Consider the following 13,113-nt stretch of genomic DNA (forward strand, 5'->3'; position numbering starts at 1 on the left):
CAATGGAAACAGATTTTATAATGCCTAAAAATGGACAAGTAAACGGGAAAGATATGACTTTTGAGTTTACTGGCGATGATGATGTTTGGGTATTTATTGATAACAAATTAGTATTAGATTTAGGGGGAATTCATAATGTAATATATGGATCTATTAATTTTAATACTGGAGAAGTTAAAGTAAAAGGGAATGGAGATTCTTCTTCATATAGTTCAAGTTACAATATGTATAAAAGCATTTTTAATAAAGATAGCGATTTTAAAAATTATTCTTCACATAATATTAAATTCTATTATCTTGAAAGAGGAAATAACGCTTCTAATTGTAGTTTGAATTTTAACTTACCAACGATTCCGGCTTCTTCTGTTGTTGTAGCAAAAGAAGTGGTTGATGCAACTGGAAAGTATGTAGGTATTTCAGATATTGAATATGAATTTGAAATTAAGAAAAATGATACAACTTTAAAAGAAACTGCATATTCTCTTTATAAAAACCAAACTTTAATTAAGGCTGATTGTAAAACAGATAGTAATGGAAAATTCAAATTAAAAAATGATGAATATGCTGTATTTCCTGGTTATCTCGATAATCAAACTTATGAAGTTACTGAAACTGGTGTTTATTTGAAAGATGGATATGAGGTAAGTACCTCTTTTGGTGAAGTTACATGGAAAGATGATGACGGAAATATTTCACCAGGATTTACTACAGGTCCTATAAATGTGTGGAAAAATAGGTCTGTTAAATTTACTAATAAAATTAAAAATACAGCTAGTTTGAAAATGACAAAATTGATAGAAAGTAGCAGCGAAGACTTATTAGCTGATCAAGAATATCAATTTAAAGTAAAATTAAATGGTCTTGAATTTAATGGAAATTATTATAAAAATGGTACACCTTTACAAACTAATAATGGCATTATTAGTTTAAAAAAAGATGATTCAATATCAATTGATGGATTACCGTATGGAACTACTTTTGAAATTGAAGAAGCATTATTAGAAGATACTGCCTATGTTCCGTCATATTCTATTTCAAGTACAACGAAAGATAAAGTAGAAAATCTATCTACTGATAAAAAAATTTCTGGGAAGATTATTGATGGCAAATCAGTTGAAATTAACGTTGAAAATAAAATTAATTCAAACCGGAATCGAAGTATAACATTTGAAAAGAAATGGGATGATAATAATTCCAATGATAGACCAGACAGTATTACAGTTCAGTTATATAAAAATGGAAAAGTTGAAGGTAAAGAAATTAAAATAACAGGTGAAAACAACTGGCAACATATTTTTGAAAACTTAGAATACTATTCTATTAATGAAGATGGTCAATATATTGAAAACGTGTATACAGTAATGGAAACTAAAATTGGTGATGAAGAAGTTAAAGATAACATGACCAGCAAGTATATTGTAACAGTAGGTAAATTAACTAATAATACTATTACTGTTACAAATACAAGAAAAGTAGATTTAAAGATTGAAAAGAAAATTAATAAGGTTGATTTAACTAATGGTGATCCAATCTTTACTTTTAAGATTACTTGTCCAGATGATAGTGTAATGTATAAATCAATTAGATTTACAAATGAAAATAAGCTTGAAAAAGAAATTACAATAAAAGATTTACCAATTGGAAAATATACAGTTGAAGAATTACCTACTATAAGATACGAGCAGTGTGATGATAAATTTGAAAGTATAGTAAAGGATGCTAAGTCAATTACTTTAACTTCAACTGGTGAAAATAAAGTGACATTCTACAATAAATTAATTTATGATGATAATTTTTCACATACAGATATGGTAGAAAATAAATTTACGATCGAAGGTGGTAAAGTGACAATTACTCCTCGATACAGTGATAGTAGAGATGAAAGTAGTATAGGAGGGAATTAAGGATGAAGAAGTTTTTGAAAAGTAAAAAAATTAAGCTAGTCTTTATTGTAACTCTTGTATTTGCAATTGGGAGTCTTACATCATTGGCTTTCTTACATGCAAATACGCCAGCTTTAACTAATACATTTACTGTTGGTGATGTTACTACTAAAATTGAAGAAGAAATTGAAACTATTGGAACTAAAATAAAAAAAGAACCAGTAATTGTTAATACTGGTAAAAATGATTGTTTAGTAAGAGTTAGAGTAACAGTATCGCCTGAGATAAAAGATATTCAGGATATGATAAAAGGATGGAATAACGAAACTTGGACTAAAGGAGAAGATGGATATTATTATTACAAGGGTATCTTAAAAGCTGGTAATAATTCTAAAACTACACCATTATTTACACATATTGTTGGTTTAACACAAGAAGATGGTTCAGTTAAAGATGAATATAAAGATATTATCAATGATCTTGCAATTAATGTATATCAAGAATCAGTCCAAGCCATTGTCTATAAAGCTGATGGAACATTTATTAGTGCAAAAGAAAATCCTGATAATGCTAAAATTATTTGGGATTTGTATGATAATGGCCGCTTAGATACTTCTTTGAATAATTAATTGTTGATCAATATAAAATCTAGATTAAAGTCATGAATTTGATTCATGGCTTTTTTTGAGATTGAAAGATAGTGGTTTAATTATAAACCTTTAGAATATTTATTACGTGTGACTGATTTGTGACAAGAAAAACGTATAATCAAAGCAAATTATATAAATTTATGTGATTATTATAATTATTGATGAGAAGATATTAAAATAATTGTATGATAAAATAGCCTCCGATTTATTGTAGTTATCAATAATTGGAGAGTGAGTTATTAAGTTTTAAAGTGTTATTTGGGATTAGTGATATTTAAGGGAAATGGTATTTTTTAAGATAAACTTGTAAGTTGCATAATAGGAATATGAATATTTTTATAGTTAATTAAAAAACTTATAGCTCTAGTAATAAATTTTATTTGAAAGTATTAACACATTTTAATAATGTTTTTTATCTAAATCATATAAGCATTATTTGCTTACGATTTTTTTATTTAAAGAGAATCTGTGTTAATTGAATTTTGAATATCTTTTTTAAGGAGGAAAACCTATAATGCACAAGTTAGATGTATATTTTTTAGGCCAATTTAAAATAGTACTTAATAATGAAAAAGTTATGAGCTATGAGGATATTGGTTCTTTAAAGAATGCTAAGTTATTAGCTTATTTGTTGAAAAATTATCGAGTTAAATTAAGTAGTCAGGAAATTTTGACAGTTATGTTTCCAGATGATAGTTCAAGTAATCCTGCTAATGCTTTAAAGGCGCTGGTATATCGTCTTAGAACAACTTTAAAAAAATACTTCGATGATGTAAGTTTAGTAGTTTCCGGGAATTCAACTTATTTTATTAATCCAGATATAGAAGTAAGATTAGATATTGATATTTTTGATAGTTTAATTAATGAAGCAGAAGATGAAATGGATCTTAGCCAGCGGGATATTTTATTTGAACAAGCACTTAATTGTTATCAAGGGTCTTTTTTACCAATGTTAAGTGAAGAACAATGGGTAATGATTACGTCTACGTATTTAGAATCAGAGTATTTAACTGCAGTTACATATTTACTTAAAGAATATTTGAAAAATAAAAAATATGATTTAATTGAAAAATTAAGTACAGAAGCTTTAAATTATGATGGATTAAATGAAAATCTGCATTATTATTTACTAAGATCGCTAGTAAGTCAAAACAAAATCGCTATCGCTAAACAGCATTATTTAGCTATTGAGAAGTTTTTATACGATGAACTAGGTATTAATCCTAATGAAGAATTACAAGAGCTATATAGCGAAATAATCACTAGCCAAAGGGTTAAGGAAGTTACTTTTGGTGAAATTCAACAAAACTTGATTGAAGAAGATATTTCAGGGGCTTTTCAATGTTCATACGAAACGTTTAAAAAGATCTATCAGCTTGAAGTAAGAAAAGCCATGCGACGAGGTTTTAGTGAATATATTGTTTTACTGACAATTGATGTAAAAGAGCATTTAAAACGCAATAAAGAAATAATTGAGGCGATAATTGAAAGTACCTCATCATTATTAAATCAAACAATTTTATCTACTTTAAGAGTTGGTGATACGTTTACTAAATATTCTAATTACCAATATTTGATCTTATTACCTGATTGTACTGACGAAAACGCTAGAAGAGTTGTTGAGAGAATTGTTAAGAATTTCTATCAGGCTGACAAATACCAAAGAATTACGATTAATTCCAAAATTGATGAAATTAAACTATTAGAAGGAGAAATAAATGGCAAGGCGGCGTGCATTAAATAGTTTTCGGTTATGTATAGATACAATTAATGATAGCCACTGGAGTGGGCGTGTTTATTCCTTGCTACTTAAACAAAAAATCAATTTTAATGATTTGACAGAAATGGTGTTAATGGTCGATCAAGTGTTTGATCATAATGATTATCCTAAAGCATATCAAACAAAAAGAAGTTTTAATCAAGATGATTTAAACAAAAATAATAAAAAATTAGAAGTTAAATATAATTTAGATTTATTTGCTTTAAAAAAAGGAAAATTAAAAACTTATGATATCATTGTAACATCTAGACAACATACTTCATGGCAGGGAATTGTAAAAAATGAAGCTGGCCAAATTATTAAAAAATTCAATAGTGATCTAAAACTTATTGAATTCTTGATGCAAGACTATCTATAACCGATATATAACTGTATTGTGTTATATTACGGTAAAGGAGGTCGAAGCATGATTGACAATAAAAAAATAACATTTATTATTGATATAAAAAATACTCAAAATGAAACATGGCAAGGATCATTATTATGGGTCCAAAAAAATCAATGTATAAATTTTAGAAGTGCATTAGAACTCATAAAACTAATTGATTCAGCTGTTGTAAATGAAAAGACTGTTTGTAATAAATCTGATTAAAGCATAGGTATTGCTTGTCAATTAATCAGATTTTTATTTTATTAAAATAATGGCTAAAAATTTGTGATAATCTATTGATGAATAGTGTTTTTTTTGTTAATGGTGATAAATAATTGAAACATTGGATTTTTGTGCTATAATTGACTAGAATTAAGGTTTAAGTTAGTAAGGAGAGATTTACTTGAAGATAAATGAGCAGTTATTAAAGTTAAAAAAATTAAAGCTTAGAAGTCATATTAAAATTATAATTGGCTTACTGGCAGCTATTATTTTATTGTTAATATTTGTTAATGTTTATTATGGAAATCGCTGGTATCCTAATACTGAAATCAATGGCATTGATGTTTCTAATATGACTTATGAAGAAAGTAAGACGGAACTTGATAAAGCATTAAAAAATTACTCATTGGAGATAGTTGGAAAAGATCTATTATCGTTATCTGTAAAAGGAACGGATATTGAATTAGCAGTTGATTACGAAGCTAGTTTAAAAGAAGATTTTGAAGATCATAAAAGTAATCGCAGCTTGTTTGGTTTTTTAGGAAATCATGATCATGATCTAGAAGTGAATGTCAGCTATAATCAAGATGCATTAAATAATTTAATCAATAATTCAGATTTAATGATCGGTACAGATAAAAAGCCAATTGTAGCATCTACTAATGCTTATATAACTTATGATGAAGATACCAAAAGTGGTAAGATCGTTGAAGCAACAGTAGGAAATCAAATCGATATTGATAAATTAAACGAACTAGTGGCAACATCATTAAAAAATATTAAAACAAAATTAGAGCTAGATGAAACTTCATTAGCCTATAAACAGCCAACTGCTAATCTAGATGAAGATAAATTACAAGAAATGTTGAATACATATAATACTTATCTATTAAACTGGATTACTTGGGATATGGGCGAAAAAACTACGGAAACAATGACTCCTAATGATATTAAAGATTGGTTGAGTACTAATGATGCTGGTGAAGTGGTTTTAGATAAAGAAGCAATGGAAGAATGGATCGAAGCTTTTTGCTTAAAATATAAAACAGTAGGTAAAGAAAGAAACTTTACGACTCATTCTGGAAACAAAATCAAAATATCTGGTGGAGACTATGGATGGCGTCTTGATTATGATAAGATCGTTGAACAAGTATATGGAAAAATTACCGAAGCAACCGATATTTCTTTAGTAAATGATTATATTAGTGATCCTAGTAAGAAAAATAAAAAAGCACTGACGGTTGAATTAGAGCCAATTTATTCAAATGAAGGTTACAAAAAAGACTATGAAAACTTTGAAAATGACTGGGATACTAAAAACTATAGTGAAATTGACTTAACAGAGCAAAGAGTATATGTTTATCGCAATGGTGAACTAGCTTATAGCTGTATTTGTGTCAGTGGGTTACCAACTGAAAAACAAGATCGTATCACAAGAACAGGTGTATGGTATATTAAAGAAAAGAAACCAGAAAAAGTATTAGTTGGTGAAGATTATGAAACACCAGTAAAATACTGGATTAGAATCATGTGGACCGGAACGGGATATCATGCTTTAGATCGTAGTGATTGGGGTAAATGGACACCAGAGTTATATAAAACAAAAGGATCACATGGCTGCTTGAATTTACAAGAAAGTGATGCTAAAAAATTATATGAATTAATTAATCTTGATGATCCGGTATTTATTCATTACTAATAAGGAAAGGCGTAAAGCCTTTCTTTTAATATGTTATAAAAAATGAGCTTAACCGCAGTTAAACTCATTTTTATTTTACTATTTTACTTTTCCAGCATACATTTTTTCAAAATAATTTTGATATTCACCAGATAAAATATTTTGCCACCAGTCTTTGTTATCTAAATACCATTGAATAGTTTGTTGAATACCGGTATCAAAGTTATATTTTGGTTTCCATCCAAGTTCTGTTTCTAATTTAGTTGGATCGATAGCATAACGACGGTCATGACCTTTACGATCTTCAACAAATTTAATTAATGTTTCTGGTTTATCTAAGGCTTTTAAAATAGTTTTAACAACTTCTAAGTTAGTTCTTTCGTTATGACCACCAACATTATAAACTTCACCAACGCGTCCGTTTCTAATAATTAAGTCGATTGCAACACAGTGATCATATACATGTAACCAGTCACGAACATTATCACCTTTTCCATAAACTGGTAATTCTTCATCAGCTAAAGCTCTTGAAATCATTAATGGAATTAGTTTTTCAGGGAAATGATATGGCCCATAGTTATTTGAACATCTAGAAATAGTTACTGGTAAACCATAAGTACGATGATAAGCTAATACAAATAAATCTGCAGAAGCTTTTGAAGAACTATATGGACTAGATGTATGTAATGGTGTTGTTTCTGTAAAGAATAAATCAGGACGATCTAATGGTAAATCACCATAAACTTCATCAGTAGATACTTGATGATATCTTTTAACACCAAATTCTTTAGCAGCATCTAATAAAGTAGTAGTTCCCATAACATTTGTTTTAACAAAGATTTCGGGATCTGTAATGCTTCGATCAACATGAGATTCAGCTGCAAAGTTAACAACAACATCAAATTTTTCTTTTTCAAATAAATCAAAGATGAATTTACGATCAGCAATATCACCTTTAACAAACTTATAGTTAGGTTTATCTTCAACTGGTTTACAAGTTTCTAAGTTACCAGCATAAGTTAATAAATCTAAGTTAACGATCATATCATCAGGGTAAGTATTAACCATGTAATGTACAAAGTTTCCCCCAATAAATCCTGCACCACCTGTTACTAAAATTTTCATTTATTTATCTCCTTTATATACAAATTGATTGTTTGATTCTTCTAAAGTTGGACCAGTTTTATCTTTATCACTTAATACTGGTTCAATTCCATCTAATAATTTACCCCAGTCAACATTACAAGTAGGGTCGTCATAACGCATACCACCTTCAGATTCTTTGTTGTAAACGTTATCGACTTTATATCTAAATTCAACATCTTCAGTTAATGTTAAAAATCCATGAGCAAATCCTTGAGGAATAAAGAATTGACGATGATTTTCAGCACTTAATTCAACAGAAACCCATTTACCATAAGTTGGGCTGCCTTTACGAATATCAACTGCAACATCAATTACTTTTCCTTTAGTGCAGCTTACTAATTTTGATTGAGCATACGGTGGATTTTGCCAATGTAATCCTCTTAAAGTTCCCTTTTGAGCGCTAAAAGACATATTATCTTGAACAAAATCAACAGTAATTCCTAATTTTTCATATTTTGGTTTAGAATATGTTTCCGTAAAATATCCGCGATGATCACCAAAAACATCGGTTTCTACAATTAATACTCCAGGTATTTCTGTTTCAATTACTTTCATTTTTTCACTCCTTATTGATCAATAAATTTACCATCTAATACATCTTTTAAGTATTTACCATATTGGTTTTTCTTATACAGTTCATAAGATGTATTTAGCTGATCCTTAGAAATCCAGCCATTATTATAAGCAATTTCTTCAAGACAAGCAATTTTACGATTTTGATGAGTTTCAACAGTTTTAACAAAGTTAGTGGCATCAACTAAGCTTTCATGAGTTCCTGTATCTAGCCAAGTAAATCCTTGACCTAATAAAGTTACATCTAAGTTGCCATTATCAAGATAGATTTTATTTAAATCAGTAATTTCTAACTCACCACGAGCACTTGGTTTAATGCTTTTAGCATAATCAACAACATTTTTGTCATAGAAATATAAACCAGTTACAGCATAATTAGATTTAGGTTTAGCTGGTTTTTCTTCTAAAGAAACAGCACGACCATTTTCATCAAATTCAACGACCCCAAATCTTTCAGGATCATCAACATAATATCCAAAAACAGTTGCTCCGCTAATTTTATTAGCTGCTGCTCTTAGACGTTTGCTTAAACCATGACCATGGAAGATATTATCTCCTAAAATCATTGCACATGCATCACCATCAATAAATTCTTCACCTAAAATAAATGCTTGAGCTAATCCATCAGGTGAAGGTTGGACTTTGTACTGTAATGAAATACCAAATTGACTACCATCACCTAAAAGTTCTTCGAATCTTGGTGTATCATCAGGTGTAGAGATAATTAAAATATCTTTAATTCCTGCTTCCATTAAGATACTTAATGGATAATAAATCATTGGTTTGTCATAAATTGGTAATAATTGTTTACTTGTTACTTGCGTTAGAGGATATAATCTAGTTCCTGATCCTCCTGCTAATACGATACCTTTCATAAAAAGCCTCCTTATATTCTCTTATATATTAAACCCTAACGTAACGTTAGGGTCAAGTGATTGTTTGAAAAATATCGGTTTAATCATAAAAATATTATTTCCAAGAAATAAAAAGCTAAAATAAAAAGAAGTAAACTGTTATTAAATAACAATTTTACTTCGTACAAATAAACAATCCCGAATCTTTGGTAATATGGATACCATTAGATTCTTTGATTAAATTATCAATATATTGTTTGAATTCTTTGATTCGATTAGCTAAATAATCATTTTGATTACCATGACAGCTTAAAATATAATCAATCAGTGGCTGTGATTTGGTGATTAATAAAGAATCATGATATTTTTTAAGTTCTACAAAATTAAAATAGCGAGAAAGAATCTCTTTACCATTTTCTAAGCCAAAATAGTCAGGTAACGGTTCACTAGATAGATTGATTCGTGAATCAAAATTTTTAACTAACTGTGTAATTTCCTGGAGGTGTTTTTTACTATAAGTTGTACAATAAAAAGTACCTCGTGATTTTAGGACTCGGGATATTTCTAAAAGTCCCTGATTTAAATCTTTTAGATAAAACAAGACGTGATTGGCGATAATAGTATCAAAATAATTGTTTTTAAAAGGAATATTTTGACAATCAATGACTAAATAGTTGTAAACATTACCAAGTTTATTTTTTAATTCATTAACCATGCCTTCAGAATTATCTGATAAAAAAATTTCCCGGTTACGTAAGCTATAGTGATTATTTTCCCAAAGTTTACCGTTACCGCAGCCAATTTCTAATAATTTGTAAACAGTTGAAAAATCAATTTGTTTAAATAACCAGGGAAACCAGCCTTCTTGATTAGTAGAAAATAAATCATGTAATTTGATTCGAGCTTCTAAGTTTTTAGCATTCATATAATGATTGACGATACTTTCATCTATTGATGATAATTTAATTAATTCGATAATCTTATCCCAAGCGATATTATTTTTACTAATTAAGCGTTCTGTAGCTTTTAAAGAGTCTTTTAAATTGGTTAAGTGTTTGATTTTTTGATCGATCAAATTAGTTTGCATTTGAATTGATCGTAAAAAACTGTCTTGATCATTATCTTGGATCAAGGGATAGATTTCTTCTAATGAAAAACCTAATTCTTTTAAAGATAAGATTCTTTGAAGCGTAATTAAGTCTTGATTACAATAACGGCGATAACCGTTTTTTAATATTTTGGCAGGTTTTAATAAACCGATTTTATCGTAATATCTAATTGTTCTAAGGGTGACTCCTGCCATTTTCGCAAATTCACCAGTTGAGTATAATTTTTCCATAGTTTTATTATAATGGGGTTAAAAGTATTTTTCAAAGTTAATTTAAAAGAAAAGATTAAGAAATTATGAAGATTTTATTAAATAAAATTGTATAAAAAAAGATACTTTTGTATAATAGAGTAAATAAAGCATATTTATATTATATAAGGTAAGGTGGGGAATATGAAAGAAACAATCGAAAAATTAAAAAAAATTGGTTTTAAAATTTATGATCGAATTAATAACCGGTTATTAGATTATCGTTATAAGGTAAATAAAAATGCGGGGCTTTGTTTTTCTTATTATTTGATTATGTCGATTATCCCAATTTGTTCATTATGTGCTTTTTTTGCTTCACTATTAAATGTTGATTTAACGGTTTTTGAAGAAATGCTTCAGGCGTATTTAACCCCTGAATTTGCCAGTGTAATCGTTGGATCATTGAAATCAACGCATATTACATTTTCGTCAATTTTTGTTATTTGTATGTCTTTATTTGTAGTTAGTCGAGGAATCAATCAGCTTTATGGTATTTCTAAAAATTTATTTCCTTCAGCACATGAGCGAAATGTAATTGTGGAACAAATTTTGATGATCTTAAAAACAATTGCGGTATTTGTATTGTTGTTATTAATAATATCTTTATTAACAATTTTACCAGTAATTAGTTATTTCGTTGATTTAAGTGGTGTTTTTGTATTAGGGGATTTGTATTTATTTATTGTCTTTTTTGTGATTTTATTTTTATTATATAAAATTATTCCTGATGCCCATGTTCATATTTTTGATATCGTCAAAGGAGCTGGAGTAGCAAGTTTGTTGATGCTGATCTTACTTACATGTCTAGAGTTTTATTTTGGTATGGCTGATTATACATCAGTATATGGTCCACTAGCATCGATTGTCGTAGTAATGATTTCATGTTCACTGGTTGCTGAAATGATTTTTATTGGTATGTATGTAATGTTTGAAGCCCATATGAAACGATTAATTATCGAAATGAAAAAACAGCATGATTTGATGTGATAATAGAAAATATTATAATGTTTATAGAGATGTATATTAATATATCTCTATTTTTTATGAAATTTTGTTTTAAAAGCAGTCTAAAAAAGGCTGCTCAAAATGATAAGGAAAAGTTTTTTTGTACTAATTTGAATCATGTTATAGCATAATATATCAAGTTAGTACATAATTTTGATAATTATATTATTGATACAAGAAAAGTATTTGAAAATGGGGAAGTAACAAATTTTAGAGGTGATAAAAAAACTTATTTGCAATTCAAAATCAAAAAATATGTTATTTGTATTTACATGATAAGATAATTAATAAAGAAAAATTAAGTGTTGATCTTATAAAAAAATAGATCTTGAATTAGTAAAAGGAGCTTATGATGAAAGACGATATGAACGAGGTAATTGGCCTGGTGAATTTAAAAAGCATGGTTATGTTACTGGAAAAAACGAAGTAGGTTCTTATCCTGATGAAGTTGAAGAAGATATTATCGAGTTAGTAAAAGAAATAAATGAAATTGTTGTAAATGAAGATAATTGGTATATGGTTACAGTCTATTTTCGTGATTGGTTCGAAAATATTCATCTTTTTATTATCAGTAATGAAAGAGTAGGAAGAACAATATTAAATTATTTGAATATGATTAATGATATCTCGCCAGTAATTATTTATGATGAGGATATAAAATATTATTATGAAGCACTTGAAAATATGACATAGATGATGACATTAGTTTGCTTGAGAATTTTTTTTATGAACTGGAGAAAACATGGAAAAGAGAACTGCTTGAAATAAAACTGGAAGCAGCACAAAATTGGAAGAAGAAAAATAGTTTAATCGTTGCAGCTTATAATTAAGCTATTTTTTGATTAATTAAATGAATATTAATTTAGGATAAAATGTGTTTGTTAAAGTATATACTTGTTATCAATTGATAAAATTTCCTGGGAAATATAAAATATTTCTTTTTATTTGTAAATAGAGAAATAATAGATTAAAATAGTAAAGAATATTTAAAGAAAGAGTGGGACAATGAAAGATATTAAAAATATACTTGGAATACTATTGGGAAATACTGTTTATGCTTTAGGGATTACTATGTTTGTATTACCCAATAATTTAATAACCGGAGGAACTACGGGGATGGCATTATTAGTAAATGCAACTACTGGTTTTTCTGTTACTATTTTTGTTTATTTATTTAATATTACTATGTTTATTTTAGGATGGAAAGTTTTGGGTAAAAAGTTTGCTTTAACAACTTTAATTAGTTCTTTTTACTATCCGTTTATCCTAGGAATATTACAAAGTATTTTTAAAAACGAAATAATGAGCAATGATACATTGTTATGCGTTATTTTAGCAGGATTGATGATAGGAGCGGCAATTGGAATTGTAATACGTTGTGGTGCAAGTACTGGAGGAATGGATATTCCGCCATTAATTTTAAATAAGAAATTAGGAATACCCGTATCGGTAAGTATGTATGGCTTTGATTTTATTATTTTACTAGGACAAATGGTGATTAGAGATAGGGAAATGGTGTTTTATGGGATTTTATTAGTATTGATTTATACTGTGGTCTTAGATAAAGTCTTAGTTATTGGTAAAGCCCAAATGCA

13 protein-coding genes are annotated in these 13,113 nt (G+C 28.1%); 9 read left to right on the top strand and 4 right to left on the bottom strand.

Annotation, left to right across the window (positions count from 1 at the left end; genetic code table 11):
• The 6 genes from J7M77_RS03195 to J7M77_RS03220 form a co-directional block, all read left to right on the top strand.
• The coding region (locus tag J7M77_RS03195) for a DUF5979 domain-containing protein (protein WP_296875931.1) at window positions 1-1,904 on the top strand (1,904 nt) is incomplete at its 5' end.
• 2 nt (window positions 1,905-1,906) lie between these two features.
• The gene (locus tag J7M77_RS03200; protein WP_296875933.1) at window positions 1,907-2,512 is read left to right on the top strand and encodes a signal peptide protein; all 606 of its coding nucleotides are present in this window, start codon (window positions 1,907-1,909) and stop codon (window positions 2,510-2,512) included.
• Between the two features lie 535 nt (window positions 2,513-3,047).
• Complete coding sequence (locus J7M77_RS03205; protein ID WP_296875936.1) at window positions 3,048-4,277, top strand: BTAD domain-containing putative transcriptional regulator; 1,230 nt, start codon at window positions 3,048-3,050, stop codon at window positions 4,275-4,277.
• A complete protein-coding gene (locus J7M77_RS03210; RefSeq protein WP_296875938.1) occupies window positions 4,252-4,671 on the top strand; it encodes a hypothetical protein in 420 nt (139 codons plus the stop codon). The genes J7M77_RS03205 and J7M77_RS03210 overlap by 26 nt, the downstream gene beginning before the upstream one ends.
• Before the next feature lie 48 nt (window positions 4,672-4,719).
• Complete coding sequence (locus J7M77_RS03215) at window positions 4,720-4,905, top strand: hypothetical protein (RefSeq protein WP_296875939.1); 186 nt, start codon at window positions 4,720-4,722, stop codon at window positions 4,903-4,905.
• Between the two features lie 181 nt (window positions 4,906-5,086).
• Window positions 5,087-6,604, top strand: coding sequence for a L,D-transpeptidase family protein (locus tag J7M77_RS03220; protein ID WP_296875941.1), 1,518 nt, complete (start codon window positions 5,087-5,089; stop codon window positions 6,602-6,604).
• Window positions 6,605-6,682: 78 nt separating this feature from the next.
• Here the strand turns inward: J7M77_RS03220 and rfbB are convergent, their stop codons facing one another.
• From rfbB to J7M77_RS03240, 4 genes are all read right to left on the bottom strand, one after another.
• A complete protein-coding gene (gene rfbB, locus J7M77_RS03225) occupies window positions 6,683-7,708 on the bottom strand; it encodes a dTDP-glucose 4,6-dehydratase (protein ID WP_296875942.1) in 1,026 nt (341 codons plus the stop codon).
• Window positions 7,709-8,284, bottom strand: a complete 576-nt coding sequence (rfbC, locus tag J7M77_RS03230; RefSeq protein ID WP_296875945.1) for a dTDP-4-dehydrorhamnose 3,5-epimerase — start codon at window positions 8,282-8,284, stop codon at window positions 7,709-7,711.
• A gap of 11 nt (window positions 8,285-8,295) precedes the next feature.
• The gene (rfbA, locus tag J7M77_RS03235; protein WP_296875947.1) at window positions 8,296-9,177 is read right to left on the bottom strand and encodes a glucose-1-phosphate thymidylyltransferase RfbA; all 882 of its coding nucleotides are present in this window, start codon (window positions 9,175-9,177) and stop codon (window positions 8,296-8,298) included.
• A gap of 154 nt (window positions 9,178-9,331) precedes the next feature.
• A complete protein-coding gene (locus tag J7M77_RS03240; protein ID WP_296875949.1) occupies window positions 9,332-10,495 on the bottom strand; it encodes a MerR family transcriptional regulator in 1,164 nt (387 codons plus the stop codon).
• A 162-nt stretch (window positions 10,496-10,657) separates the two neighbouring features.
• Between J7M77_RS03240 and J7M77_RS03245 the strand changes: the two genes are divergently transcribed.
• The 3 genes from J7M77_RS03245 to J7M77_RS03255 form a co-directional block, all read left to right on the top strand.
• Window positions 10,658-11,500: a YhjD/YihY/BrkB family envelope integrity protein gene (locus tag J7M77_RS03245; protein ID WP_296875951.1), complete on the top strand. Its 843-nt coding sequence runs from the start codon at window positions 10,658-10,660 to the stop codon at window positions 11,498-11,500.
• A gap of 534 nt (window positions 11,501-12,034) precedes the next feature.
• A complete protein-coding gene (locus J7M77_RS16825) occupies window positions 12,035-12,211 on the top strand; it encodes a hypothetical protein (protein ID WP_367236718.1) in 177 nt (58 codons plus the stop codon).
• A 312-nt stretch (window positions 12,212-12,523) separates the two neighbouring features.
• Window positions 12,524-13,113 (top strand): YitT family protein (locus J7M77_RS03255; protein ID WP_296875953.1); only part of this gene is annotated, 590 nt, incomplete at its 3' end.

Source organism: Thomasclavelia sp., assembly GCF_017889095.1.
In the GTDB taxonomy this organism is placed as follows: domain Bacteria; phylum Bacillota_I; class Bacilli_A; order Erysipelotrichales; family Coprobacillaceae; genus Thomasclavelia.

Excerpts from the sequence above, each read along its gene's own strand:
- J7M77_RS03200 (WP_296875933.1), top strand. The coding sequence starts at position 1,907 with ATGAAGAAGTTTTTGAAAAGTAAAAAAATTAAGCTAGTCTTTATTGTA.
- J7M77_RS03205 (WP_296875936.1), top strand. The coding sequence starts at position 3,048 with ATGCACAAGTTAGATGTATATTTTTTAGGCCAATTTAAAATAGTACTT.
- J7M77_RS03210 (WP_296875938.1), top strand. The coding sequence starts at position 4,252 with ATGGCAAGGCGGCGTGCATTAAATAGTTTTCGGTTATGTATAGATACA.
- J7M77_RS03215 (WP_296875939.1), top strand. The coding sequence starts at position 4,720 with ATGATTGACAATAAAAAAATAACATTTATTATTGATATAAAAAATACT.
- rfbB (WP_296875942.1), bottom strand. The coding sequence starts at position 7,708 with ATGAAAATTTTAGTAACAGGTGGTGCAGGATTTATTGGGGGAAACTTT.
- rfbC (WP_296875945.1), bottom strand. The coding sequence starts at position 8,284 with ATGAAAGTAATTGAAACAGAAATACCTGGAGTATTAATTGTAGAAACC.
- rfbA (WP_296875947.1), bottom strand. The coding sequence starts at position 9,177 with ATGAAAGGTATCGTATTAGCAGGAGGATCAGGAACTAGATTATATCCT.
- J7M77_RS03240 (WP_296875949.1), bottom strand. The coding sequence starts at position 10,495 with ATGGAAAAATTATACTCAACTGGTGAATTTGCGAAAATGGCAGGAGTC.
- J7M77_RS03245 (WP_296875951.1), top strand. The coding sequence starts at position 10,658 with ATGAAAGAAACAATCGAAAAATTAAAAAAAATTGGTTTTAAAATTTAT.
- J7M77_RS16825 (WP_367236718.1), top strand. The coding sequence starts at position 12,035 with ATGGTTACAGTCTATTTTCGTGATTGGTTCGAAAATATTCATCTTTTT.